This window comes from Pseudescherichia sp. AS216 (assembly GCF_037152055.1).
Classification (GTDB): Bacteria; Pseudomonadota; Gammaproteobacteria; order Enterobacterales; family Enterobacteriaceae; genus Pseudescherichia.
Map to the genome: position 1 here is coordinate 77,007 of NZ_JBBCMV010000002.1, position 26,128 is coordinate 103,134.

Below are 26,128 nucleotides of genomic sequence, written 5' to 3' on the forward strand. Positions count from 1 at the left end.
CGAGTTTTATGCTCTGTCAGCAGGTGGTTAATTGTTCTGAGCTGCCGTTACCGCCGGAAGAGAACGGGCGGCGATCGCTGCGGCTATCTTCCTCGGTTAACTTCTCGCGCAGGGTTGAAAGCCCGGTTTCTGCCGTGGACAGCTGTTGCTGCATGGCATCCAGGCGCTGTGAAAAATCATCTTTCAGATTGCCGACGCGCTGGCCGACTTCTGCCACCGATTCAGACAGTGCCTGGTGTGCCCCCGCGACCTCTTCAACGGCCTGATGCACGTCAGCAAAGCGGGCGTCGTCGTCAGCAGATTTACGGGACAGCAGCGCTTTGATGCTGGCGAAAAAGCTCGGCTTTTCTTCCGGCAAGTCTTCAAATTCGAAGAGGGTTTCTTCGGCAGCGGTGAAGAGGTTGTCGCGGTCCTGTTTGCGACGTGCCAGCGGATTAGCTTCAGCATTTGCGCTGAACTGCAGCATTTCCGTGCCCAGGCTGGCCGGATCGTCAGTGACAGCCATGCCGACCAGATAGGCTTCCCCGGTGTCGGAAAATTTCGGGTTTACCTCCATTGAGGTGAAAAGCTTCTGCAGCTTCGCGGTCATGGAAACCAGCTCGTCAGTCGGGACAATCCAGGCGTATAACGCCATCTTGCCTTTCAGCGGGCCTTCACTGATTTCCTCAGCTTCCAGCGCTTCCACAATGCCGAAACGGCGGAAAGAGCTGTCAGGCGTATAGCCCTTGATGTGCTCCATATTGACTACAGCGGTGTAGACCTGCTGGCTGTAATTCACCGCCATCTGGGTCAGCCATACGCGCTCAATGACGCGCCCGTCAGTGGTGGCACCTTCCACCCCAATACGAAAACGCTTTGATTTTTTTGCCATCTGTCCGGCTCCGGTTGTTCTGGACGTGTCGAGAGGCTTTATGTTTGCGTTTCAGGGGAGGGATAAACAATGCGCGGCCATTGTGGGAAAAATGGCCAACAGGGCGAAGCGGCGCAGGTGAACGCGGGGCCGTAGTCTGACGCCATGAACATGACGACGATTAACCCGGACCTCGACCCGCGAAAACAGGCGATGTTTCTGTATTTTAGCGGTATACGCATCGCCCGCATTGCTGAAATGCTGGGAGAGAAACCCGCAACTGTTCACAGCTGGAAAAAGCGCGACAAGTGGAGCGAGATCGGTCCTCTGGATCAGATGCAGCTGACCACGGCGGCGCGCTATTGCCAGCTCATCATGAAGCCCGCAAAGGAGGGTCGAGATTTTAAGGAGATTGACCTGCTGGCCCGTCAGGCAGAACGCCACGCCCGGATCGGTAAATTTAACGATGGGGGTAACGAGGCCGATCTCAATCCGAAGGTAGCCAACCGCAACAAAGGCCCGCGCAGGCCGCCAGAGAAAAACGTTTTCACCGATAACCAAATCGAGAAGCTGGAAGAAATTTTCCACTCCACCATGTTCGACTACCAGCGCCAGTGGTGGGAAGCCGGGAATAAATACGCCGTCAGGAACCTGCTGAAATCACGCCAGATCGGAGCGACGTTCTTTTTTGCCCGTGAGGCACTGATTGATGCACTTATTACCGGCCGCAACCAGATTTTCCTCTCAGCGAGTAAAGCCCAGGCTCACGTTTTCAAGCAGTACATTGTTGAGTTTGCGAAAGAGGTTGATGTAGAGCTGCGCGGCGATCCGATGATGCTGCCGAACGGGGCGACGCTGTATTTCCTCGGAACCAACGCCCGGACCGCGCAGAGCTATCACGGCAACCTCTATCTGGACGAATATTTCTGGATACCAAAATTCCAGGAGCTGCAGAAAGTGGCGTCCGGCATGGCGCTGCATAAAAAATGGCGTGAAACCTACTTCTCCACGCCTTCCAGCCTGACGCACAGCGCCTATCCGTTCTGGTCCGGCGCTCAGTTTAATAAGGGCCGGACAAAGCATGACAAGGTAGAAATTGACCTTTCGCACAGCCATCTGGCGCGAGGCGCACTCTGTGCTGACGGCCAGTATCGCCAGATCATCACCGTGGAAGATGCGGTGCGTGGTGGCTGCGACCTGTTCGACCTGGAGCAGCTGCGCCAGCGTTACAGCCCGGAGGACTACCAGAACCTGCTGATGTGCGTATTTATGGACGATCTGGCGTCCGTGTTTAACCTGGCCCTTATGCAGGGCTGCATAGTGGACAGCTGGGAAGTCTGGGACGATTTTGAGCCGCTGATGATTCGCCCGTTTGCTAACCGCCCGGTATGGATCGGCTATGACCCTGCGAAAGGGACAACGAACGGCGACAGCGCCGGGTGCGTAGTGATTGCGCCCCCTCTGGTGCCTGGCGGCAAGTTCCGCATCCAGCAGCGCTACCAGTGGCGCGGGATGGACTTCCGCGCCCAGGCAGAAGCCATCCGGCAGCTGACCCTGCAGTTTAACGTGACCTATATCGGCATCGACTCGACCGGCGTGGGCCACGGCGTCTATGAGAACGTGAAGGCGTTCTATCCCGGCGTCCGTGAGTTTGTCTACAACCCCAACGTCAAAAACGCCCTGGTGCTCAAAGCCTACGACATCATCGCGAGCCGCCGTCTTGAGTTTGACGCGGGTATGACCGATGTAGCCCAGTCCTTTATGGCGATCCGCAAAAGCACCACGGCAAGCGGAAACCGGCCAACGTATGAGGCCAGCCGCAGCGAGGAAGCCAGCCATGCAGATCTGGCATGGGCAACCATGCACGCACTCTTTAACGAACCGCTGGAAGGCGCAACGGTGAATAACAGCACTATTGTGGAGATTTACTGATGGGTAAACGCAAGCCCCGCGCGCAGGAGCTGCCCCGCCAGCCTGCCGCTCAGACCATGACAGAACAAACCGGCGGCGCACATGCCGAAGCATTTTCCTTCGGGGACCCCGTGCCGGTGCTTGATCGCCGCGAACTGCTGGATTATCTGGAATGCGTTCAGGTCGACAGGTGGTATGAGCCACCCATTAGCCTGGACGGGCTGGCGCGAACGTACCGCGCAGCGGTTCATCACAGCAGCGCAATACAGGTGAAACGTAACATTCTGGTCAGCACCTTTAAACCGCACCACCTGCTGTCCAAGCAGGCATTTGGCCGTTTCGTCCAGGATTTTCTTGTCTTTGGTAACGCCTACCTTGAGAAGCGGGTAAACCGGTTAGGCGACACGCTGACGCTTGAGGCGTCGCTTGCCAAGTTTACCCGGCGCGGCATTCACCCGGATCATTACAGGTTTGTGCAGTACGGCTACCAGAAGCAGCCCTAAGAGTTTGCGCCGGGCCGGGTTTTTCATCTGATGGAAGCGGATCTGAACCAGGAGATTTACGGCCTGCCGGATTATCTCTCCGCCATTCCGTCCACGCTGCTGAATGAGTCCGCGACCATGTTCCGTCGAAAGTATTACCTGAACGGAAGCCACGCGGGTTTTATCATGTACATGTCAGATCCCGCGGCTAACCAACAGGACGTGGATAACATCCGTGAAGCGCTGAAAAAATCGAAGGGCCCAGGCAACTTCCGCAACCTGTTTATGTACAGCCCGAACGGGAAGAAAGACGGCATTCAGATCATCCCGCTGTCAGAGGTAGCGGCAAAGGATGAGTTTCTGAACATCAAGAACGTGAGCCGTGATGACATGCTGGCCGCCCATCGCGTGCCGCCGCAGCTGATGGGTATCATCCCGACTAACACCGGCGGGTTTGGTGACGTTGAGAAGGCCGCCCGCGTCTTTGTACGTAATGAGCTGCTGCCATTACAGAAGCGCATGGAAGAGCTGAACGACTGGATCGGAGAGCAGGTGATCCGCTGGGAACCGTACAGCCTGGATTTGGGCGATGACAGCGCCAGCTGACCCCACAGACCGCCCGACAGGGCGGTTTTATTTTAAAGTGTCAATATTATCTAGGTTCATTAAGTTTTTATAACTCGCAGGACCCCTACCATATCCATAATTTTGCGCTAAATGTTGCTGTTGTTTCTCTTCCATTCTAGACCTAAAATCATCAGCGCTATCAACCCCAAGCGCCTCTTTAAGTTTTATAAAACCTTTATGTTGTGTTGCTCTCAAGAAAATATCAGGGACAGTATTGTAAACCATGTAAGGTGTTGTGGCGGCATACCAGTAAATCCCTTCATGACAACAAGAATACGCCAAACACAATATATCTGCCTCTATAATATCCGTGAACACTATATCATTACGATCTGCGTTACGCCGTATGAGTTCAACTGATGGGCTATAATATCGGTGCTCTTTACTAAGGGCATGTTGTACAGTATTTGAACTTGTAAAGAAAGAGTCAAATGAGACGAAATTTTTCTCTCTTGAAGCGTGACCTTCCTGAACTAAATAGTGAGATGAAAGAACATCATTAATTAATGAGAACTTCCCTTTCTTCACCATAGATGAAACAAGGTAAAGGAACATCTCATAAATAAATATTTGTTGAGCATCAAACCAATTTGTTTGATATGAGCGAAGTTCTTCTGGACGTGTCGGCAAAATGAGTAATTTCTCGAGGAATGTAACAAAAACATCACTCAATTCCTGTTGCCCTGTAAACTCCATTTCTAACGAGAACCATTCGCAATATAGATTTCTAATTGCTTTCATAGCCGTAACGTCGCTAACAATTTTCGCAGCGAGTGCTTCATCTGTCTTGGCATCTGGTTCAGCTCTGACGCGCAAAGTATCCAGATATGAAAACGACGAAGCTAAAAAATCATTCCTATAGTGAGCGATGCCATTTTTATTTTGAAATAATGCTTGTTTGAGCCCATTGAGTTTTGTTAACGGTTCACTTGTAGGCTCATAACGTGTTTCATCAAGGAAAGAAGGACGTGAACCCAGCTTAGGCTTTTTATGCAACGGTTGACCATGTAAAAGCCTTATTAATTGCTCCCAATTTTCATTTTCTTTTTCAGGTGTAGAGAAATCGATTCCAATTAAAGAACCCATAAACACGGGCAAGTAAGGTTCTTCGTTTTCATCACACTCACAGAAAATAGGAATAAATTTAGTTTGCGCAACTTTAGTATATACTTGTTGTGAAATTATTTGAGATTCAGTTCCTACCCCTCTGATTTTTTGATCTGCCTTTTCAGCATACGCTTTATCACACATTACTAATACATTAGTGATAGTGTCATCAACAACAAGTTTTTCCATAAAGGCATTTTTATCATGGCCTTCCTTCAAGTCATAAATGTCAATTATAACATCTACACCGTCGCCAATTAGCCTGTCGGCAATCTGCTTTACTCGTCCTCTATGCGCTACTGTAGACCAACTGTATGAAATGAAAATTTTTGGTTCCATTATCTTACCTTATTGCTAGTTAGCTCTTTCTACTTAAGATACTTCCTCGATGCCCACGGGACAAGTGCGCATGATCTACACCAAGCCCAAGCAATTGCTTCGAATAGCCTGAGAATCAGGATTTTAACCATAATAGCGCGCTCGTAGCCCCGCCACGCTTGCGCGCTTTGTGTAATAGTTTTCATGCAGGTGCATGAGATAACAAAAAGCCCGCCAGAACTGGCGGGCCGGGGCGTAAACGATCCTCTAACGATCCTTCATTTTCATGCACCATAGACATGCACAACCGCGTGAAAGGCGCGGCAATGACAAAATATTCAGATCACAGGGCAATTATCATCGCTAATGGCGCGGTTGATGAGGTGCGTAACCCTGCCTAAAATCACCACATCGTCCAGCGCTTCGCCGTCCGCAGTGATAAAGGCGTGACCCGCGACCTTAGCGAAATGCGTTCGCCCGAATGCCTGGATCAGAACGTCGGCACCCGGCGGGCATTTTAGTGCGGGGTTACGAGATAACTGGGGTAATCCGTCTCCATCATCACAGAACAGGAACCTGCGAACGGCTCAACCAGTCGCGGGCCAGCGGGCAGGTGCTTTTTCAGGTGCGGCATAACGGCGGTTTTATTACCCGCCCATTTCAGGATGGTGCTCATATAGCCCCCTTGTAGTGCTTGCCTTTCAGCTCGGCGATTTCCTGACAAGTGACACAGCACTGCACGCCCGGAATCACAGCCCGGCGAGCAGCAGGAATATCGCCGCCGCACGCCTGGCAGAAGAACGCAGAAGGCGCAGCCGGACGGCTACGCGCGTTGTGGATGTGGCGCTCACGGTTTTCCTGTTCGCGCTGCTGTGCGAGATCCATTGAATCGGCCATTAGTGCAACTCCTGAGATTCGTTTTCAAAGCGGGCAGCTTCACGGCGCAGCAGTTCGGCGGCTTCTTTGCCGTTCAGCCCCTTCTGGGTAATGTGGATAGCCAGCGACTCAAGACGGATTGAAACAGCGAGTGCGCGGTCTTTACGCTCCTCGTTTTTTGCGGCTGTCAGCAATACGGTCAGCGCATCGCTGTCAGCTTTGAAATTACGGGTTTCGGTATTTCGCATATTCATTTCTCCAGAATTTGGGCAAAAGAATGCCCGGCGGGTTTACGCCATTAATTTCGTTTGGGGTTAATTACTCAGGTAGTACGCTTTCATGCAGCGAGAAACGACGGGGTAAAATTTCGCCCCAGCGCGCTATTTCGTTCATCGCTTTAATCAGCAACAACCGACGGGCATGGTCGAAATATTCAAACGGCCTGCCGACCTCATCACTCTTAAACGCGCCTGGCTCGTTGCGATTTGCCAGCGTCATAACAGAAAATTTAAAATCATCATTCAGCTTGTTGAAATTACGCAACGCACCGTTTTGCGTGGCTTTTAATTTCTGATGAAACAGAGCAAGACATTCCTCACCACTCATTTTCTCCGGCTCCGCAACAGTACAACCAGCATTATTAAACGGCGTCGCACCTGCATTGATTGGTGCGGACATGTTATTAATCATATCAACCTCAAAAAAGCTTTAACCCGGCGCTTAAACGACGCGGGGCGCACTGTGCGCAGTTCACTTAATAATGCTGACTGGTCGCGGCTGGAGTTCCAGCGTTTACGGTCGCTTCCCATGATCCAGCCGTGGCCGTAATGCATGGATGGGCTTTGGCGAACAAGCAGCGATGCGAATGAGGGTTCATTTTTCATGCTCACCTCACATCAGGCCGAAGGTTGCGCCGATGCCGCTGACAGTATCTACAGCGCCAGCTACCGCAGGGTTGCCCTGGATACGGCATTGCACTGCCATAGCGGCCAGAAACAGGCAGCGGATCCCGACATTGACACTGGACACCATCGAATTTTTTCGACACTGCGTCATGCGCTCCGTTGATATTGCACCAGCTGCGAGCTGGCCCACTTCTGCCGTTGCCTTCATGACATAAACTGGTAGCTTTTCACTAGCCAGCTCGTTGACCGGCATACATGGCATACAGTGCAGTTGTGCCAGAAAGCCATCGACCAGCGTTGAATCTTCGGTGATATCAGTCAGCAGCATAATTTCCGGTGCTGTCAGCTGATGCGGCTGCTCCGGGTTAAGCTTATTACGCAGTGTCTGTGGCTTAATGCCTGCTTTGTCTGCAAGCTCGGCCAAGTTGTGACGCGCCGCAAATGTCTGGCAAGCTTCGTCATAGTGGCAATGTGTGGAAACCCTAAAATCAAACATGCTGTAAATCCTTTTATGTCTCAATATTGAACTTACAGCCCAACAATGACGCGGGAGTTAGAATGACCGAGGGACTCGCGAACCTGATCGGTTTTGTACATTAGGTAACGCAGGCACACGCGCCTCTTATTTTTATCCTTTTTAACCATGTACTTAGCAAGCTGACCATGATGGATTTTTTGATAAACAGAGCCGCGAGAAATTCCTTCCCATTCCGCGAACTCTGCAGGCGTAGCCATCTCTTTTGGTACACGAATTGAAATATCAGTGCTCATAGTGCAGTATCACTCGATTAAGGTTTGGTTTATGTCGTTTTATCTTGTTTTATGCGATTCAACATTTGAACAATTTAGATACTACTATCCAATATTTGATACATAAACAGGATTAAAAAATGATACAGGTGAAAGCTGGCGAGAATACAGGGGGTAGAGAGGCTATCCATAGGTTGATGGCTGCTTATGATTTCAAGTCCAGACAGCAGCTATGCGATCACCTAGGCGCATCTAAAAGCACTATGGCAAACAGATATTTAAGAGACAGCTTTCCTGCAGAATGGGTGATCCAATGCGCTCTTGAAACAGGCGTTTCTTTACTCTGGCTAACCACAGGACAAGGCGAACCAGGAGCAAAAATTGATGATAAAAAAAGTATCAATTTTGTGAACTCCAGCAAGGTAAAACCTCTTGCTGAACTTGTATCGCCAGAGATCGACAAGGCTACCCTTATAGGAGGTTCGTTGGTTGAAGCCGGGAAGGCCATCATTGATAGTAGTCTGCTTCCCCGTGACTCAAGCGAACTGTTTCTCGTAAATACCACTGGCGATTCATATTTAGTTGACCGTAACCAGACACCACCAGTGAATGGGATGTGGTTAGTCGATATCGACGGGATAAAAAGCATTGTTAAGTTAACTCGCCTTCCGGGAAACAGATTAGTTGTGCATCAAGATGACTCTTCGTTTGAGTGCAGCCTGGATGATATCGAGGTTGTTGGCCGCGCATTGAAAATCATTAAGAGCCTCTGATATGACCATCAGAAAACAGCCGAACGGAAAATGGTTGTGCGAGTGTTACCCGAACGGGCGTGACGGCAAGCGCGTGCGCAAGCAATTTGCGACTAAGGGCGAGGCTGTAGCATTCGAAAACTTCACTATGGATGAAGTGAACAAAAAGCCGTGGCTGGGTGAGAAGGAAGATCGGCGGCGTTTGTCAGAATTGATTGAGCAGTGGCACTCCCTTTACGGCCAGACGCTCGCAGACCCCAAGCGCCTAATGACGAAACTGAATATTATCTGCAATGGGCTGGGCGATCCCGTCGCCTCTGAGTTAACCGCCGGTGACTTTACAAAATATCGTGAAGCACGATTAAAAGGTGGGGTACATAACGAAGACGGCGCGCTAATGTCGCCAGTAAAGCCCCGCACGGTAAACCTGGAACAGCGTAACTTATCATCCGTTTTTGGCACCCTGAAAAAGCTGGGCCACTGGTCAGCACCTAACCCGCTTGCCGGGCTACCAACATTCAAAATCGCAGAGGGAGAACTAGCGTTCCTGGACCCCGACGAAATTAAACGCCTGTTAGATGCCTGCGCTGATTCTCAAAGTCCCAGCCTGTTGATGATCGCAAAGGTATGCCTGGCCACCGGCGCGCGATGGAGTGAAGCCGAAAACATGCAGGGCCATCAGTTATCTAAATACCGAATCACCTACACCAAAACCAAAGGCAAGAAAAACCGAACCGTACCGATATTTCAGAAGCTGTACGACGAACTCCCCAAAAACAGAGGGAAGCTATTCACGCCATGCAGAAAAGCTTTTGAGCGTGCAGTAAAAAGAGCGGGTATCGACTTGCCTGAAGGCCAGTGCACGCATGTGCTGCGTCATACATTCGCCAGTCACTTTATGATTAACGGCGGAAATATATTTGTGCTTAAAGAAATTCTGGGCCATGCCGATATTAAAATGACTATGATATATGCACACTTTTCTCCCGAGCATATTGAAGATGCGGTGTATAAAAAATCCTTTGACCAATTTGTAAGGCAATAAAATGGAAATTGAGAAAAGCAAAGAGATTGATCTAAACAATATAATTAATGAAATTTTGACATCCAACCGTATATCTCCTCCAATCACACTAAAAACCGATATTGTTTCAGACTTTAAGGGAAGATGTGAATACTATGTAAACGCCCTCAAGAAATATGATGAAGAAAATATTTCTGGTATAAATTTCACATTATTGATAAAACGGATAAGTGTGATTGTCGATGGAATCACTAAGTGTCTTGAGGAATTTTTATCTGGTGATATTAAATCTGCTTATGATGCTTTCGATGATACCTTCTCTGCGGATACAATTAACAGACACATTCAAAGAATTGCCATTCCCCTAAAAGATATCTGCAATAAAAACAAACCATTATTCCGAGTCAGAAAGTCTGATACTCCACTGTCAGAAAGAGAGGATATATTTCATATTCCTTTTACTAAGAGACAAAACGTAAGTGCACAAAGGTACTCAGTAGCTGGATTACCATGTCTGTATCTGGGTACGTCTTTATATGTATGCTGGCAAGAAATGAACAAACCTGATTTTGATAAACTATATCTATCATCCTTTATTTCTTATGATACGAAATCTAAAATATTAAACTTCTCGCCTGACATATTAAACAAACCAACCACAGGCCTTTTGAATGGAGAGGAATTAAAAGAAACTAACTGGAGAAAGGCATCTTACTTAATTTTATGGCCTTTGATTCTTTCTTGTAGTTATATTAAGAAGAACGCTAACGCATCCTTTATTCAAGAGTATATAATCCCAAACTTGTTAATGCAGTGGATAAGTCGCCGCACTAACTCTCCTATTTTCGGGATCGCATACCATTCAACAAGAATGCCTAATGCAAATAAAACACCTCGCTCAATTAATGTTGTACTTCCCCCTAAAGCAACTTATAGACAAACGATACTAAAAGAGTATTGCCCACGTTTGAAAGATTTATTTGAATTTACACCACCAGTATCTTGGCAGGTTTTAAAAACCTTAGATTACCAGCATGATGATTTCAAAACATCTGAACAGGAAGACGCAGAAAATTTTTTGCGTAAAAGGGAAAAATTAGCAGGAATCTCAAATCTCTATGAAGATATTGTTAAATTGTACCCTTTAACGGACTTCTATAAACTTGAAGTTTGGATTGATAGACTGTTTGATTACGACAAAATCATTGGATGATGGTGGCGGCAAAATGGCGGCACAACATTAAAAACGCGTAAAACTAATAAACACCCCTTAAGACTAAGGCGCTGTTTTTAAAGGTAACTGCCTGTTTTTATAGTAGTTATTATAGTATGTAGGAATTTCGGACGCGGGTTCAACTCCCGCCAGCTCCACCAAAATTCTCCATCGGTGATTACCAGAGTCATCCGATGAAGTCCTAAGAGCCCGCACGGCGCAAGCCCTGCGGGCTTTTTTGTGCCTGTAATTTGTCTGAGGACATCTGGCTTAACCCGATGATTATTGGTTTACATCTAGGGTTACGGTGAGATGTATCCTAAAAGCGTATACCTCGTCATGAAAGAGCGGTTACAGTAGCACGGACAACACGCTCTTTGACCAACACCGAATTTCCGTACGCTAAAGCATTAGAGGAGGCTCTAACGCTGCATGATGGCGATGGGCTTTTCCTGATAGTGAAAACCAGCGTCAAGAAACTCTGGTGCTTTCGTTATCAACGTTCAGCAACAAAACACCGGACAATGATAGGGCTCTGTGCCTTCCCGCCCTTTCGCTAGCTGGTGCCGGAAGGTTAAGTGCGGATTACCTTGCCTTGTTAGCCGATGGAATTAACCCGCAAATTCAAGCTGAAGTTGCAGAGGAACAGCAGCAAATCGCTTTGGACAATATTTTTTCAACGGTCGCCGCTAACTGGTTCCAGCTCAAAAGCAAAAGCGTTACCCCAGATTACGCAAAAGACATTTGGCGCTCATTAGAGAAAGATGTATTCCCCGCCGTTGGTGAGATCCCCGTTCAGCAAATTAAAGCCCGAACATTGGTTGAAGCGCTTGAGCCAATCAAAGCTCGTGGGGCGCTTGAGACTGTACGTCGATTGGTGCAGCGCATTAATGAAATAATGATTTATGCCGTAAACACTGGTCTGATTGATGCCAACCCAGCTTCAGGAATTGGGATGGCCTTTGAGAAGCCCAAAAAGCAGGGGATACAAACCAATCTGTCGCTGAAAGAGGAAAGCTACGGCGACTGGCTGCCGAAATGCGATGAACCCGCAACGACATAAACAACTCCAGACCGGCAACAGCCGGTCTTTTTATATCAGCTGAATATGATGAGTTTAAATAAATAAGGAAGGTTAAGAATTTACTCTTATCAACCGAAGAAAGTTTTGGCTATTATTGAGTAAGGATATGGGGGAATGGGATACTGTGATGGAAGAAGGTGGAATGATCGTTGTTATGTCACCGGTACAACTGGCGGCGGTGCTTTCAGATAAGAGCGTTACAGAGGCGGAAACGCTGAGTAACCGATTATTGGGTGGACTTGGTGTTTTACTCGGAGCGGTAGAAATGGTCGGTGCCACGGCACTATGTATCGCACCAGAACCAACAGGACTAACGAAAGCGGGATGTGTGGTTGTTGGTGCACATAGTCTTGACGCTGTTCAAAGCGCAGCCAGACAGGTGATAACCGGTCGTGATACGCGCTCAGCCACCTGGCAGATCGCTGTGAGCGCGGCAAGAGAACTTGGTGCCGATGAAGACACCGCCCTCAATATCGGCATGACAGTTGATATAGCCGTTCCGCTTGGATTTGCAGCGGCTATTGGTGCCGTCCGTGTAGCTGCAATTAAAGCTGGCCGCATCAAATTGATCCAGCATGAATCAGTTACGGGTCTCAAACCCGGTGGGCATACACTCGCAAATCATGTCGGAAAAACTGACAGTGAGTTACTTGCCCGATTCGAGAAAAATAAGCGACTTTTAATGTCTTCAACGTTTAAAGATTTAAATGTTGCTGAAAATGTTATTTCGAAGGCAGTCTATCTTAACCGGGCAAATATAAAATCTTTACTCGGAGGTGGTAAAAACGGTGGACGCCTTACCATCAATTATCCTGTCGGGCAGGAGGTTGGGTATGGATTCACGCGAGGCAGCACACAGCGCATCAGCATGCGTGGAGTGAGGATTGTTATCGAACTGCAAGAGTATAACGGAAAACCTTACTATATCCTTACAGCATTCCCGACCCCATAGGACAGGTGGATTATGCAAAGTTTCTATCATCTTGATCAGCTGATTCAGGGTTATTTCAATCAGGATTATGACCTCATAAATGAGGGAGAGAATACTATTGAGGGCACTGTTAAACTCTATAAAAAAACAGCCCCCAACTGGATGTTAAAAGAGTTAGCCGAAGAGGTCGATTCTTTCCTTGAGCTTTACGGAGACAAGTTGGATGAGGAGTTCAAAAGCCGGTATGGATTTGATTTTTCACCTGAGTTGTGGGATTCAACCCCCTTCGATTTCCTGATGACAGTGCGCAGACTTGCACTTTCTTCGAAGTAGCTACAGGAAGACAAACCCGCAGCGACTTAACCGACCTCAGACCGGCAACAGCCGGTCTTTTACTTTCTAAACATAACTTAAGGGTGAACAGTCCACGGTTCACCCTTCACCGTATGTTCACCATCTAACCGCATGAAATTAATTGTAAAAATCAAAGATGAACAGTGTGAACAGTTAAATGCAAAAAAACTTTTTTCTTGATGTGCTCCATTCAAAAAACAGGTTTGCTCAACCACAGGAAACACTGCAACAAATCGCCATTGGTATACGTTTAGGTATACCAATGAAAGTTGAATTAATGAATTATCAATAAAAACAATACATTAAATAATTTATTCAGACTCCGCCAACCCAACAAAATTCTTTGTCAATGGTCACCAGAGCCTGAGATGAAGTCCCGAAAGCCCGTAAGGCGTAAGCCTGGCGGGCTTTTTTGTGCCTGTTGTTGTTCAGCGAGAATTGCTGAGAGCTATCACTTTTGGCACCCTGGATGGGACCCACAACGAAGGGTCAAAAAATCGAGGGTCCCAAAATGGCAATGGCTTATAACCCCATTGATCTCCCTAATAATCTTAGCCTGTTTTGTCATATTTAAAAGCACAACAAAGCAAAGAGACGCCATAAAAGCTTGTAATGATACAATGCTTTTTTATAAGTGTTATAACCACAGCAACCCTAACCATAAAAATATTAAATTGACGGGAATTTAGCGTTTTTTCACACCGGCTCGTGGACTGCATGTCCGGCTTTACGACGCGCATAAATCAAATTTTGTGCTGAGTTATATTTTTCCTATTAATCAACGTGCGGGGCCTTTTAAGGCCTGAATCCTATAGTGGTTAAAATGTCATTATCCTGTGCCGCATAACTAGTCTCTGCACCTTCTTCCAGCCAGGCTGCCAACGCATCACGCACATACGCTGTAGCACGGTCAAGGACGCGATTTTTTATCAGCGTAGGTTGGCTGTTCAGGTTCATCAGCTTCGGAGCAAGGGCGACGTCTAACTTCGCACCATGAGCGCAGCATAAAGTCATTCAGCTCTTGCCGGATGCTAAGGCACTAAACTTTTCCATGTGAACGAGTAACCCCCTTGTCAGCCATATTACTTTCCTGCTTCGTGAACTTAATAAATTGGCGCAGATCGTAATAAAAACATAATTATCATCTATCAATTTTTAGAATTAATAAATCACAAGAATGTATTATTCGGATTTTACCCTCAACTATTTTGTTCAATCATAAATCAAATGGTGGTACCCTTTTTTGGCGTTAATTGACAACATTTGGAAATAAAATGATTGATTGCTTACTCGACTTTGACCAAATTTCAGCCGACCGAAAAAAAGTGTACTTACAATGCCCTGGCATTGGTAAATTTGAAGTTTTCAGCGGTGATATGCCATTCACCAATCGCCCTGAATGCTCTTTTATCGACCATTCAGCGATACCTAACGGGAAGTACTGGATAGTAGATCGCCCAAGAGGGCCCTGGAAATCACGGACTCTTACTTGGGCAGAGGATTTTGCAACCGGAAACGAACATAGTACATGGTTTGCTTTGTATCGGGCCGATGGCAGCATTGATGATGAAACCTTTATCAGCGGTGTAAGACGCTCACATTTTAGGACCCATCCTTTACGGCCTGACGGTTCTGGTACATCATGGGGTTGTATCACATTCTTTCGTAGTTCGGAGTTTATGTTTTTTCGGAACTCTTTACTTAGAGTACAGAAGTTTAGGATTAATAATACTAACCTGCTGTCATATGTGTCAGTAACGGTAAAAGGTTCGGTTGAGGGGCCATGTTATGTTAGGTAATAAAATTATTTATCCTCTTCTTTTTATTGCCCTCACTACCTGCTTAGTAAAAAGCAGAGTCTTATTAACTGTGTCCGATAGTATTCTTAATTTTGTTGACCGAGCCTGTCGAGCTTCATCCATTCAATGCACAGGTGGCGATCATGATTTAGCTTTACTGATAACGCTGCTGATCGTTAACGGGATTGTTGCTCTAATACTTATTGCTGCAATTAATAGGATCCTTCGTGCCATGCGAATGAATTTTAATTAAAAAGGCTATAGCAGGTATCAACAGCTTGCGTTCATCGGCAATAAGATAAATCGCGAGCAAAAAGTACAGAGGAGAAACTGATGCGCTTTAACGAGGCAGAGTTAGCTATCCGCATCCCAGTATGGCACGCGTTATCCGAGCTTTTTACCGGTCGTGAGCTTCAGGACTATGACTACAGATGGATAGCGCAGGCGCTGAAGAAGTCAGCGTTAAGCCGTAAAGAGATCTTCACGATTCTGGATGAGGAAGTTGCCCCTGCCTTCCAGGATAATCTTCTTTATAACCCAACGCCGGTGATGGATGGCTGGACAGAAGAAGATGTTAAACGGCTCATAATACAGTATGTGAGCAGGAAGCCGACCATTATTGAGCGTGTTGTTCCAGCCAGTTTATTGTTAAAACTGCGTAGGAAACACATTCGGGATGAGCTAAACAGGCTTACTGCCGAGCTGGATAAATGCACACAGGAAATAAACCCAAAAGCCTGTTAAGCGAAGCGATTGATATACGCTTTCTTTGTCGATGGTCACCAGAGCCTGATGTAAAGTCTTGAAAGCCCTGCGGGCTTTTTTGTGTCTGTAATCGTTTAGTGAGAATTGCTGAAATCTATTACTTATGGCACCCTGAACAGGACCCGTTGAAAAGGGTCCAAAACTGAGGAGCCCACAATGGCATTGATTGCTAAGAAACTTTCAGACACTGAAATCAAAATGAAACACCCAGACTACATTTTCAGCTACAAAAAGGTTGGGAAAAACCCCAACTGCACCACTTAAGTATATAGTAATTTTAAGCCACTATAACATTGACAGGAGAAACCAATGTTTAATTATAAAAGGATTGGAGCTATTATAGTTGCTTTAATAGCCGCATATTTTTTATGGATTACTGTAAGACCAACCAAAATAGTCAGAGTGGATAAGGGTGCTGTTTTTGTAGAACATTTGCCATTAAGTACAGAGGGAAAATTAAGCTGGTGGATGAAAAACAAGGATTTACTTCAGCAAAAATATCATGTTATTAATACACCTTATAACTTCACAGTTACCATCATGAACTTCAATGGTTATGAACAATTACCCAAAGGAACAAGAGATGGTTCCATCGACGATTACGCCTGCTTTGATGATACTGATGGGAAGCATCATAAATGCGTATATAATAGTATTGCAATAATTATTAGAGGCAACCTTAAAGGTAAAAAATTCATAAACATAGACGGTAAAACGTATATTGAGAATGCTAATGGCCAAGTCACTTTAGAATAAAAAACAATAATTTTAACCATTCAAAAAATAAACTAAGAATAATTTACTATGGAAAACAATAAGTTCATACTAAGCGACCGCCAAAAGCACGAACCAACAAGCTCTTTACAAGGCGCGGATACAGTGCCGAGCCCCCATTACTTATCCTTAACACGAGTTAAACCCTGATAAAGCTTGCTCACCATATACCGCCCACCATCGCGACCACGATGGAGGCAATGCCCACAAACACCATCACAGAGAGGAATGGGCTGAAAAGACCACCCAAACTCGTAAATCAGCTCAGACTGACAAGGGTTTCACCTGATACAGTCCTTAACACGAACTCAGGAATAATTAGAAATGAAATTAATTGATACCGTATCGCTAGAAATAGCCAAAGACTCTGACGCTTTTTCAGAAACTCAGTGTTATGTCAATATTAATAACGCTAATACCAAAATCATCATTTCTGGAAAGATTCTTGAAGCCGCAATTTTTGTTGACGTTGATCTCTACCTATTATTTACAACTGATGGTATCGATTATGAAGAAACCCCGAAAATATCGCTTATAAATTTAAAAAAGGGCTTGCTTGAGGTCGTCTCTTTGGGCGGACAGTATCTCACGGGTACCTTTGAAAAAATGCGAGTGCGAGATGATTATATTGATTTTAGTTTTTTTGGAGATACTACCTGGACCGTAAGAGTAATGAGAGATCCTTCATTAAGATTGCCGTTTTCTGATCCGCGTGGCGTATCGCGCCGATTTGGCTTTAAGAAATTTATTGATATTTCAGCCAATCCTCCACTCGCTCGTGCAGACGGTCGTCGTTGATGTAATATGTAAGAGATCCCGGCATAAGGCCGCTCCTAGCTCCTACCTATAGTAACAGTAAGATTTTTGAGGCTAAACTGCGAAAAAATCTCAGGAGAGAAACTGATGCGCTTTAACGGGGCAGAATTAGCTATCCGCATCTCAGTATGGTATGCGTTATCCGAGCTTTTTATCGGTCGTGAGCTGCAGGACTATGACTATAGATGGATAGTTAAAATTAAAAACATCAAAAAATAATCAATGCAGTTATTGTAATCATCAATGAAAACACTCAGTAAAATGCCCATGCCCTTCGCCCCTCTCTGGCCAGTGTTTGACGGCCACAACGATCTGCTGCTGAACCTGTGGCTACAGCATGACAACGATCCGGTCACGGCCTTCTACTCCGGGATCCCGTCGGGTCATCTCGACTTCCCGCGTATGCAGCGCGGCGGCTTCTGCGGCGGACTCTTTGCGGTGTTCATACCGCCCGTTAGCTATATCGCACAGATGCGTAAGCAGACGCACGCCGAAGCGCGTGCAGCCTTCGACCCATTAGCCATCGCCGAGCGGCAGATCGCTATTATGCACCAGCTCGAGCAGGCCTCTCAGGGGCAGCTGCGCATCTGTTGTACGGTCGAGGAGATTGAGCAGTGCCGCCTTAATCGGCAGATCGCTGTGGTACTGCATATTGAAGGTGCCAGCATGATGGATGCCGGGCTATCGCAACTGGAGGCCTTTTATCAGCTGGGCGTGCGCAGCATTGGTCCGTTCTGGAACCTGCCGAATGCTTTTGGCGAAGGCGTTAACGGGCCGTTCCCCGGTTCGCCCGATACCGGCCCCGGCCTGACGCCTGCGGGTGAAGCGTTAATCCGTGCCTGTAACCGGCAGCGCCTCCTGATCGATGTCTCACATATGAATGAAAAAGCCTTCTGGCAAACCGCTGAGCTGAGCCGCGCCCCGCTGGTTGCGACCCACTCCAATGCCCACGCGCTTTGCCCGCAGCCACGCAACCTGACCGACGCCCAGCTGGAGGCGATTGCCCGCAGCGGCGGGCTGGTCGGCGTCAATTTCGGTACCGCTTTCCTGCGGGCAGATGGAAAACGCGACAGTACGACAACCGGAATAACGGAAATTGTTAAACATGTTACGTATTTGATCGCTAAACTTGGTGAGGATCGTGTGGGATTTGGTTCTGATTTTGACGGGGTTAACGTTCCGCACCAGTTGGAAGATGTCGAAGGTCTGCCCCGCCTGATGCTGGCGCTGTCGAAGGCAGGATTCGACGATCGACTGCTGGAGAAACTGGCCTGGCGTAACTGGCTGAACGTGCTCTCTGCCACCTGGGGCAAATAACCTGTTACCTTTTTAAAGTTGTGAACCAAATCACATTTCGTTAACATTCACCGGCCTGATGCGAATGCTTATCATCAGGCCTGACACTCTACGATGCATCTAAAGGAGCACCGCTATGACTACCTGGATTAAACCTGAGTTTGTTGATCTGCGCCTGGGCCTGGAAGTGACGCTGTACATTTCCAACCGTTAATCGCCCGTCTGCCCGCTTTTCGTGCGGGCATTTCTTTCTCTTTCTTCTGGTTTTGACATGCAGATAAAAGTTCTCGGCTCGGCAGCGGGCGGCGGTTTTCCCCAGTGGAATTGCAACTGTGAAAACTGCCGCGGCGTTCGCGATCACAGCATCAACGCCACGCGCCGCACCCAGTCATCCATCGCCGTCAGCGACGACGGTAAAAACTGGGTCTTGTGCAATGTCTCGCCGGACATTTGCCATCAGCTGCTGGCCTCACCCGAATTGAATAACCCTGACGTACTGCGTGGGACCGGTATCGGCGCAATCATTCTGACCGACAGTCAGATCGATCACAGTGCGGGATTACTCAATTTACGTGAAGGCTGCCCTCATCACGTGTGGTGCACCCCGGAAGTGTATAACGATCTCAGCACCGGTTTTCCCGTGTTTCCTATGCTCTCCCACTGGAACGGCGGGCTAATTCACCATCCGGTGACGCCCGGCGAGCCGTTTCAAACCGCGGTCTGCTCCCATGTGCGCTTCACCGCCATCCCGCTGCTGAGCAACGCACCGCCCTATTCACCATACCGGGATCGCCCGTTGCCAGGCCATAACGTGGCGCTATTTATCGAGGATACCGCACGCGGGGTTGGGCTGCTATATGCCCCAGGCCTGGGTGAACCAGACGAGGCGCTCATGCCCTGGCTACGCCGGGCAGATTGTCTGCTGATCGACGGCACGCTATGGCGTGATAATGAGCTGGCCAATACTGGCGTAGGCCGCAATACCGGTAAAGACATGGGGCATCTGGCGCTGGCGGAAGAGAACGGGCTGGCGGCGCTGCTTAGCACCCTGCCCGCCAGGCGTAAGATCCTCATTCATATTAACAATACCAACCCGATCCTCAACGAGGACTCCGCGGAGCGGCGGAGCCTGAACGCCGCTGGCATCGAAGTGAGCTGGGATGGCATGAACATCGAGTTGTAGGAAATGACCATGACACAACCACAGCTTCTCTCTTCTGAGGCATTTGAGGCGGCGCTGCGCGCGAAAGGTGCTTACTACCACATTCATCATCCGTATCACATCGCAATGCATAACGGTGAAGCCACCCGCGAGCAGATCCAGGGCTGGGTCGCCAACCGGTTCTACTACCAGACCAGCATTCCCATCAAGGATGCAGCCATCATGGCTAACTGTCCGCAGCCGGAAACCCGCCGCAAGTGGGTGCAGCGTATTCTGGATCACGACGGCTACGGCGGTAGCGAGGGGGGGATTGAAGCGTGGCTGCGCCTCGGTGAGGCCGTCGGCCTGCAGCGCGAGAGTCTGCTCTCTGAAGAGCGAGTGCTTCCTGGCGTGCGCTTCGCGGTGGATGCCTATGTGAACTTCGCGCGCCGCGCCTGCTGGCAGGAAGCCGCCTGTAGCTCCCTGACCGAACTCTTCGCACCGCAGATCCATCAGTCGCGCCTCGACAGCTGGCCGCAGCACTACCCGTGGATCGACGCAGCGGGCTATGACTACTTCCGCAGCCGCCTTGGCCAGGCCAATCGCGACGTTGAGCATGGTCTGGCGCTGGCGCTAGAGTACTGCGATACCGTTGAGAAGCAGCAGCGGATGCTGGAGATCCTGCAGTTCAAGCTGGATATTCTGTGGAGCATGCTGGACGCCATGAGCATGGCCTACACCCTGAACCGTCCCCCTTATCACAGCGTGACCGCCGAGCGGGTATGGCACAATCAGAGGCTGGTATAATGACATTAACCCCTGAACAAATTCCCCTCTTCCGTCGCGGCTACCGCCTGCAATGGGAGCAGGTTCAAAATAGCCATGTGATCCTCTACCCGGAGGGCATGGCCAAACTAAACGATAGCGCGGCCGCCATTTTACAGCTGGTCGATGGCCACACGACGCTGGAGGGCATTATCGCGCAGTTAAACGCGCGTTTCCCCGATGCCGGAGGGCTGGCGGACGACGTAATGGAGTTTTTCCAGCGCGCCTATGAACAAAAATGGGTGATCTTCCATGACTGACCACGCGCCCACGGTGAACCCACCGCTCTGGCTGCTGGCGGAGCTGACCTACCGCTGCCCGCTGCAGTGCCCCTACTGCTCCAACCCACTCGATTTCGCCGCCCAGGAAAAAGAGCTGAGTACCGAGCAGTGGATCGAGGTATTTCGCCAGGCACGCGCGATGGGCAGCGTGCAGTTGGGCTTCTCCGGCGGCGAGCCGCTGGTGCGTAAAGATCTCCCCGAGCTGATCGCCGCCGCGCGCGATCTCGGCTTTTACACCAACCTGATCACCTCCGGCATCGGCCTGACCGAGAAGAAGCTGCAGACCTTCGCCGATGCCGGGCTGGACCATATTCAGATCAGCTTTCAAGCCAGCGACGAGACGTTAAACGCGGCTCTGGCTGGCTCTGCCAAAGCATTTCAGCAGAAGCTGACAATGGCCAAAGCGGTTAAGGCGCTCGGCTATCCGATGGTGCTCAACTTCGTGCTGCATCGCCATAATATCGATCAGATTGACCGTATCATCGAGCTGGCGATCCAGCTGGATGCCGATGACGTAGAGCTGGCAACCTGCCAGTTCTACGGCTGGGCGCACCTGAATCGCGAAGGCCTGCTTCCCACCCGCGAACAGATCGCCAAAGCAGAGAGCGTGGTCCAGCGCTACCGCGAACGCATGGCCGTCGACGGCAAGCTGGCTAATCTGCTGTTTGTCACGCCGGACTACTATGAGGAGCGGCCAAAAGGCTGTATGGGCGGTTGGGGAGCCATTTTCATGAGCGTGACGCCGGAAGGAATGGCCCTGCCCTGCCACAGTGCCCGTCAGCTGCCGGTGAAGTTTCCGTCGGTGCTGGAACACGATCTCGAGCATATCTGGTATCACTCCTTCGGCTTTAACCGTTACCGCGGCAATGCGTGGATGCCGGAGCCGTGCCGATCCTGCCCGGAGAAAGAGAAAGACTTCGGCGGCTGCCGCTGCCAGGCCTTCATGCTCACCGGCGACGCTGATAATGCCGACCCGGTGTGTGCTAAATCGCCCCATCACGGCACCATTTTGGCGGCGCGAGAAGCGGCAAACCGCACCCAGCTCGGCATCGATCAGCTGCGTTTCCGCAATCAGGCCAACTCCCGGCTGATTTTCAAAGGCTAAACGTGGAGATCGCCAACGCCTGCTGGCTGCTCGATAACGGCCTACGCATTCACGCCGTCAGCGACCCCGCCGCAACCTGCGCCGCGGCTCTGGTGCGGGTCGAGGCGGGATCTTTCCAGGAGCCCACCGCCTGGCCTGGCCTCGCACATCTGCTGGAGCATATGCTGTTTCGCGGCAGCGCTAACTTTGCCGCAGAGGATAGCCTTATTGCCTGGGCACAGTCGGTAGGTGGCAGGGTGAACGCTACGACGCAGACCACGCAAACGGCTCTCTTCTTTGAAGCCGGCAGCGAACACCTGGCGGATGGACTGGCCCGTCTGAGCGATATGCTCGCCGCGCCGCGGCTTACTGCCGGGGCGGTAAAGCAAGAGATTGAGGTGATCGACGCAGAGTATCATCTGCTCCGTACCGATGCGGAAACCTGCTGCGAAGCCGCACAGCGGCACATGTTCAGCGGCATTGACGCCCTGCACCGCTTTCATATCGGCAGCCGCGCGGCCTTTGGCGATAACACTCCAGCCCTGCAACGCGCCCTGCGGCAGTTTCATCGCCGCTATTTCCGTGCCCCGGCCATGACGCTATGGCTGCATGGCCCCCAGCCGCTGGAGGCGCTGCATACGCTGGCGACACGCTACGGCAACCGTTTTATCGCTGGCAATGCCCTCCCGCAGGTAGCAGCGCCGCCGCTGGTCGCCGGGCAGGATTATACCCTCTCTCTCCCCGGTGCCCCCCAGCTGCGGCTGGTGTTTGCCCTTCAGCCCTTCCGGTCACGTAGCTGGCTGCGGCGTCTGGAGCGCCTGCTGCTGGATGAGGCCCCCGGAGGGCTGCTGGCCAGGCTGCGGGCTCAGGCATGCTGCGACGCCGTTCGACTCGATTATTTACGCTGTAGTGAAAACAGCGCGCTGCTGAGCTTTATCTTTACCGTCAATAGCGGGTCGGCTCACGAAGCCGCTAACATTGAAAGCGCCCTGCTTGCGTGGCTGGGGTCTCTACGTGACCTGACCCCTGCCCAGCTTGAGCATTATCGCCAGTTGGCGAACCGCGACGTCAAACAGCGGGCGCCGCTCGATCAGCTGCGGGCCAAAGCATTTGGTCTGCCGCCCGCAGAACAGCATGACGGCTGGCGTCAGCATATCGCTGCACTGATTGTCGCCCCCCGCCGCCGTCTGGCCGTGCGCCCTGAGGGCGGCGGCGAAAAACATGAACTTCAGGGGTTGCCGCTGGTGCTCGGCCCTTTTACCAACGCCGCCGCCGCTCCTGCCGCCGAAGCGTTCCACTTTTTCTCCTCTTCGGCACTACCGCCAATGCCGGTACTGCCTGCAGATCGGGCACCGCTTCGGCATCTTCTTCCCGGAGACGCACAGCCGGTGCTGTTGCTCTATCCCGCATGGCCCGCAGCGCTTACCGATGAGCATGCCGGATGCATGCAGGTGGCGCTGCGTGCCGTCGCCGCTGAGCTGGCACACCGGGATGGACATGTCAGCGTGGAACGACATCAGGGTATATGGCTGCTGCAGCTGACGGGCAGCGAGGCGCTGATCTGCCATGGCCTGAGTCTCATAAACCGTGCGCTGGCGGGGCTGACACCGGCAATGCGCCATGAAGCAGCAAGAAACCAGCGTCGCGCCCGGCTGGCAGAGCAATACGATATCGCCATCCGCCGCCTGTTAGCACAGCTACCCGCGGCGTTAAATGCCTCGCCCGAGCCAATGCCCAACTGGCACGCCACGCTGGTCGGCGGCGATGAAGCGTTACAGCAGCGGCTGGCGCATCTGCTCAGCGATTCTCCTTGTTCCGTCACTGCTGAACGGTTAATGCCGTCTCCGCGTCAGCATCATCCTGTCATGCTGACAGAGAGCGGCAGCGAACATGCGCTGCTGCAATTTTATCCTTTAGCAAATAATGAAGCTGAGGGACGCTGGGCGCTGCGCGTGCTGGCTCAGCTATACGCGCCGCGCTACTTCCAGCGGCTCCGCGTGGAGCACAACATCGGCTACGTAGTGCAGTGCGCGCTCTACCGCAGCGGTGAGGTTGAAGGTCTGCTGTTCGCTCTCCAGTCCCCGACGTTTAGCGTTGAACAGCTGCAACGGTTTACCAATGAATTTTTACTCAACATGCAGCATACGTTAGCGACTCTGGAGGTCGGTGAGTTGAATCAGATACAGCAAAGAGTGCGGCAAAATGTTCGGCAGCTTAGTGCTGAGCCGCTGCAGCGCGCCCGGGAAATCGCACTGGAAAACCGTATGCCTCTCGAGCACGTCTCCTTATTATCATTGACGCAGCTCCAGTATTGGCAGCAGAGGCTGCACCAGAGTATTAAGCTATTATAAAAATATTATTAATGCCGTGCTTATGATTTTTGGCCGCGCCTGCTCATTTCATTCCACACCGTCAGCTTGTACTATTCCACTCTTCATATTTTTATAGCACGGTAGACAACAATGGATCTGAAAGCATTAGAAAAACCGCTGGCTTCTATTGAAAATATTTTATCTCACTTTCCTGTTAACCAGCCCTGTCTTATCGAAACAGGCCAGACATTGCCAACCGCCGCACGAAATGGCGCCCCGCCAGGAAAGATCGTTTTTTTGCTCAGCGGAGCCATGATTTGTGCGTTGGGTGAGGGAGATAAAAAGCAAAATTTAGCCATCGTCACCGGCCCATCGATTCTGGGCCTCGGACAGCTTGCGCCTTCGGGTGCTATTGCCCAATATGAAGCTATCGCGCCGTGTATGGTTTATTCAGTAGGCGTTGATAAATTTATTAAGATCGTCGAAGAGAACCGGCTCTGGCCAGATGTTATGAAGATTATGCTGACGATAGTTAATACTCTGGCAGCGAGAACCGCAGCGTCTGGACTACAGTCGGCTTATGATATCATCAGAAGCTATCTTATCTATATGGACCGAGAGACCGCCTACTCGCTGAAGGAGCGCTACACCGTAGTCAAATATATGCAGACGTTTTCCAGGCTATCGCGCAGCATCATTTTGAAAATTCTTGCAGAACTGAAGGCGGGTGGGTTTATAGAGATGAAAAAAGGCAAGCTTATACGCATCAACAGAAACCTGCCGGAAAAGTTTTAATTAAACCGTTAAGGCATAAAAATAGATAGCTTAATACATTCATCATAAGAATATTATTTTTATAATTAATTCTTTAACATGCCATCTTTACGCACCCCCCGTAAAAAAAGAGAGGGTCTTCACGATGCTGTCGCCCTGTAAGAGAAACAACAATGCGTATTTTGTTTAAATTAATGCTCTCTGTCGGTATGCTATTTTCAATCGTGACACTGGCTTCAGAGCCGCTGGTCATTACCCGCCAGGGTACGGTAGATACCCCAGAGAATACGCTTTTATCAATCAAAAAGGCTGTCGATAGCGGGGCGAATGCCATCTGGCTGACCCTACAGCTCAGTAAAGATAATGAGATCGTCCTCTATCGCCCTGCCGATCTGCAGACGTTAACCAACCTGAAAGGGCCGGTCGCGGCCTATACCGTCGCCCAACTTCAACAGGCCGACGCAGGCTACTGGTATGGTAAACCAGACTACCCCTTGCGAGGCAAAAATCTCTATGTACCTACCCTGGCAGAGGTGCTCAAAAGATGGCCCAACACCTTTTTCTTTCTCGAGATTAACTCACCCGGTACGCCTCCTCAGCTCTTTTCCGTGCTGCTGGAAGACGTACTTGAAAAGAGCCATAGCTACAACAGGGTGCGCGTATATGCAAATAATGCGCTCTTCCTTGACGCTCTGCCCGATACCATCGCGCGATTTGAGACCGAGCAAGCTACCCAGACGGTGCTCTCGGATATCATCATCAACCATCGCTGTGATGTTCCTTCATTCGCAATTGAAAAGTGGTATATCCTAAAATATCAACGCTATATACAAAATGCACCAAGCGCTTCGCCGCTGGCGTGGGGTCAGGAAGCCATGCGCTGCTTCAGGAATAACAAGCTTGCCAAAGTGATCCTTACTGGAGGGGATACTGAAACCCTGTACCAGATAGCGCAGACGCTGCACGCAGATAGCGTACTTGTTGACTTCCCGCTACCCGCTACCCGTTAGCAAGAAATCTCTGTTTCGCTGGGTCAAATGAGTGATATATTTTCACGCATTAACCCCAAGGAGAGAT

The 26,128-nt window shown here is 49.9% G+C and carries 29 protein-coding genes and 3 pseudogenes; 22 read left to right on the forward strand and 10 right to left on the reverse strand.

Features of this window, described 5'->3' with window-relative positions; translation table 11 throughout:
* Positions 1-16: 16 nt before the first annotated feature.
* A complete protein-coding gene (locus WFN61_RS05885) occupies positions 17-871 on the reverse strand; it encodes a GPO family capsid scaffolding protein (protein ID WP_257758317.1) in 855 nt (284 codons plus the stop codon).
* A 144-nt stretch (positions 872-1,015) separates the two neighbouring features.
* Between WFN61_RS05885 and WFN61_RS05890 the strand changes: the two genes are divergently transcribed.
* Together WFN61_RS05890 and WFN61_RS05895 are read left to right on the forward strand one after the other, a co-directional pair.
* Positions 1,016-2,782, forward strand: coding sequence for a terminase ATPase subunit family protein (locus tag WFN61_RS05890; RefSeq protein WP_257758318.1), 1,767 nt, complete (start codon positions 1,016-1,018; stop codon positions 2,780-2,782).
* A gap of 56 nt (positions 2,783-2,838) precedes the next feature.
* Positions 2,839-3,849 (forward strand): annotated as a pseudogene (locus WFN61_RS05895) (phage portal protein).
* Positions 3,850-3,876: 27 nt separating this feature from the next.
* On the opposite strand, the gene WFN61_RS05900 reads toward WFN61_RS05895, so the two are convergent.
* From WFN61_RS05900 to WFN61_RS05935, 8 genes and pseudogenes are all read right to left on the reverse strand, one after another.
* Entirely contained in the window at positions 3,877-5,316 is a 1,440-nt protein-coding gene (locus tag WFN61_RS05900) for a toll/interleukin-1 receptor domain-containing protein (protein ID WP_257758319.1), read from the reverse strand.
* Between the two features lie 508 nt (positions 5,317-5,824).
* Positions 5,825-5,971 (reverse strand): annotated as a pseudogene (locus WFN61_RS05905) (DNA adenine methylase); the annotation flags it as partial.
* Positions 5,968-6,192, reverse strand: coding sequence for a TraR/DksA family transcriptional regulator (locus tag WFN61_RS05910; RefSeq protein WP_257758320.1), 225 nt, complete (start codon positions 6,190-6,192; stop codon positions 5,968-5,970). The pseudogene WFN61_RS05905 and the gene WFN61_RS05910, both read right to left, overlap by 4 nt.
* Positions 6,192-6,419 carry a DUF2732 domain-containing protein gene (locus WFN61_RS05915; RefSeq protein ID WP_257758321.1) on the reverse strand — a complete coding sequence of 76 codons (228 nt, stop codon included), beginning with the start codon at positions 6,417-6,419 and terminating at the stop codon, positions 6,192-6,194. Before WFN61_RS05915 ends, WFN61_RS05910 begins: the two co-directional genes overlap by 1 nt.
* 70 nt (positions 6,420-6,489) lie before the next feature.
* Positions 6,490-6,861, reverse strand: a complete 372-nt coding sequence (locus tag WFN61_RS05920) for a hypothetical protein (RefSeq protein WP_257758322.1) — start codon at positions 6,859-6,861, stop codon at positions 6,490-6,492.
* Complete coding sequence (locus WFN61_RS05925) at positions 6,858-7,055, reverse strand: phage filamentation protein Fil family protein (protein WP_257758323.1); 198 nt, start codon at positions 7,053-7,055, stop codon at positions 6,858-6,860. Before WFN61_RS05925 ends, WFN61_RS05920 begins: the two co-directional genes overlap by 4 nt.
* A 7-nt stretch (positions 7,056-7,062) precedes the next feature.
* On the reverse strand, positions 7,063-7,572 hold the full coding sequence (locus WFN61_RS05930; protein WP_257758324.1) for a phage regulatory CII family protein: 510 nt from the start codon (positions 7,570-7,572) through the stop codon (positions 7,063-7,065).
* 32 nt (positions 7,573-7,604) lie between these two features.
* The gene (locus WFN61_RS05935) at positions 7,605-7,847 is read right to left on the reverse strand and encodes a Rha family transcriptional regulator (protein ID WP_337038227.1); all 243 of its coding nucleotides are present in this window, start codon (positions 7,845-7,847) and stop codon (positions 7,605-7,607) included.
* Between the two features lie 119 nt (positions 7,848-7,966).
* On the opposite strand from WFN61_RS05935, the gene WFN61_RS05940 reads away from it, so the two are divergent.
* From WFN61_RS05940 to WFN61_RS05965, 6 genes and pseudogenes are all read left to right on the forward strand, one after another.
* Positions 7,967-8,599 (forward strand): phage repressor protein CI, encoded by a 633-nt coding sequence (locus tag WFN61_RS05940; protein ID WP_257758326.1) that lies wholly within the window; start codon positions 7,967-7,969, stop codon positions 8,597-8,599.
* A 1-nt stretch (position 8,600) separates the two neighbouring features.
* Positions 8,601-9,623, forward strand: coding sequence for a site-specific integrase (locus WFN61_RS05945; protein WP_257758327.1), 1,023 nt, complete (start codon positions 8,601-8,603; stop codon positions 9,621-9,623).
* Position 9,624: 1 nt separating this feature from the next.
* Entirely contained in the window at positions 9,625-10,815 is a 1,191-nt protein-coding gene (locus tag WFN61_RS05950; protein WP_257758328.1) for a hypothetical protein, read from the forward strand.
* A 329-nt stretch (positions 10,816-11,144) separates the two neighbouring features.
* A pseudogene (locus WFN61_RS05955) lies at positions 11,145-11,809 on the forward strand (phage integrase central domain-containing protein); the annotation flags it as partial.
* A gap of 217 nt (positions 11,810-12,026) precedes the next feature.
* The gene (locus WFN61_RS05960; protein ID WP_257758640.1) at positions 12,027-12,851 is read left to right on the forward strand and encodes an RNase A-like domain-containing protein; all 825 of its coding nucleotides are present in this window, start codon (positions 12,027-12,029) and stop codon (positions 12,849-12,851) included.
* Positions 12,852-12,863: 12 nt separating this feature from the next.
* Entirely contained in the window at positions 12,864-13,163 is a 300-nt protein-coding gene (locus WFN61_RS05965) for a contact-dependent growth inhibition system immunity protein (RefSeq protein WP_257758329.1), read from the forward strand.
* Positions 13,164-13,979: 816 nt separating this feature from the next.
* Here the strand turns inward: WFN61_RS05965 and WFN61_RS20945 are convergent.
* On the reverse strand, positions 13,980-14,198 hold the full coding sequence (locus tag WFN61_RS20945; protein WP_374544319.1) for a phage polarity suppression protein: 219 nt from the start codon (positions 14,196-14,198) through the stop codon (positions 13,980-13,982).
* Positions 14,199-14,458: 260 nt separating this feature from the next.
* Between WFN61_RS20945 and WFN61_RS05970 the strand changes: the two genes are divergently transcribed.
* From WFN61_RS05970 to WFN61_RS06035, 14 genes are all read left to right on the forward strand, one after another.
* On the forward strand, positions 14,459-14,983 hold the full coding sequence (locus tag WFN61_RS05970) for a DUF2778 domain-containing protein (protein ID WP_257758330.1): 525 nt from the start codon (positions 14,459-14,461) through the stop codon (positions 14,981-14,983).
* Positions 14,973-15,236 carry a hypothetical protein gene (locus WFN61_RS05975; RefSeq protein ID WP_257758331.1) on the forward strand — a complete coding sequence of 88 codons (264 nt, stop codon included), beginning with the start codon at positions 14,973-14,975 and terminating at the stop codon, positions 15,234-15,236. Before WFN61_RS05970 ends, WFN61_RS05975 begins: the two co-directional genes overlap by 11 nt.
* A gap of 80 nt (positions 15,237-15,316) precedes the next feature.
* Positions 15,317-15,727: a DUF7079 family protein gene (locus tag WFN61_RS05980; RefSeq protein ID WP_337038231.1), complete on the forward strand. Its 411-nt coding sequence runs from the start codon at positions 15,317-15,319 to the stop codon at positions 15,725-15,727.
* Positions 15,728-16,057: 330 nt separating this feature from the next.
* Complete coding sequence (locus WFN61_RS05985) at positions 16,058-16,504, forward strand: DUF943 family protein (protein WP_257758333.1); 447 nt, start codon at positions 16,058-16,060, stop codon at positions 16,502-16,504.
* A 342-nt stretch (positions 16,505-16,846) separates the two neighbouring features.
* Positions 16,847-17,320: a hypothetical protein gene (locus WFN61_RS05990; protein ID WP_337038235.1), complete on the forward strand. Its 474-nt coding sequence runs from the start codon at positions 16,847-16,849 to the stop codon at positions 17,318-17,320.
* Positions 17,321-17,605: 285 nt separating this feature from the next.
* Positions 17,606-18,655, forward strand: coding sequence for a dipeptidase (locus WFN61_RS05995; RefSeq protein WP_257758335.1), 1,050 nt, complete (start codon positions 17,606-17,608; stop codon positions 18,653-18,655).
* A 115-nt stretch (positions 18,656-18,770) separates the two neighbouring features.
* The gene (gene pqqA, locus WFN61_RS06000) at positions 18,771-18,848 is read left to right on the forward strand and encodes a pyrroloquinoline quinone precursor peptide PqqA (RefSeq protein WP_144817913.1); all 78 of its coding nucleotides are present in this window, start codon (positions 18,771-18,773) and stop codon (positions 18,846-18,848) included.
* A 57-nt stretch (positions 18,849-18,905) separates the two neighbouring features.
* On the forward strand, positions 18,906-19,817 hold the full coding sequence (gene pqqB, locus WFN61_RS06005) for a pyrroloquinoline quinone biosynthesis protein PqqB (RefSeq protein ID WP_144817875.1): 912 nt from the start codon (positions 18,906-18,908) through the stop codon (positions 19,815-19,817).
* Positions 19,818-19,826: 9 nt separating this feature from the next.
* Positions 19,827-20,582, forward strand: coding sequence for a pyrroloquinoline-quinone synthase PqqC (pqqC, locus tag WFN61_RS06010; protein WP_144817874.1), 756 nt, complete (start codon positions 19,827-19,829; stop codon positions 20,580-20,582).
* Entirely contained in the window at positions 20,582-20,860 is a 279-nt protein-coding gene (pqqD, locus tag WFN61_RS06015) for a pyrroloquinoline quinone biosynthesis peptide chaperone PqqD (RefSeq protein ID WP_144817873.1), read from the forward strand. The genes pqqC and pqqD overlap by 1 nt, the downstream gene beginning before the upstream one ends.
* Entirely contained in the window at positions 20,853-21,986 is a 1,134-nt protein-coding gene (gene pqqE, locus WFN61_RS06020) for a pyrroloquinoline quinone biosynthesis protein PqqE (protein WP_144817872.1), read from the forward strand. Before pqqD ends, pqqE begins: the two co-directional genes overlap by 8 nt.
* A 2-nt stretch (positions 21,987-21,988) precedes the next feature.
* Positions 21,989-24,316, forward strand: a complete 2,328-nt coding sequence (gene pqqF, locus WFN61_RS06025) for a pyrroloquinoline quinone biosynthesis protein PqqF (protein ID WP_337038238.1) — start codon at positions 21,989-21,991, stop codon at positions 24,314-24,316.
* Between the two features lie 111 nt (positions 24,317-24,427).
* Entirely contained in the window at positions 24,428-25,072 is a 645-nt protein-coding gene (locus WFN61_RS06030) for a helix-turn-helix domain-containing protein (protein ID WP_337038241.1), read from the forward strand.
* Between the two features lie 152 nt (positions 25,073-25,224).
* Entirely contained in the window at positions 25,225-26,061 is an 837-nt protein-coding gene (locus WFN61_RS06035; RefSeq protein WP_337038243.1) for a glycerophosphodiester phosphodiesterase family protein, read from the forward strand.
* The last annotated feature ends 67 nt before the right edge of the window (positions 26,062-26,128 follow it).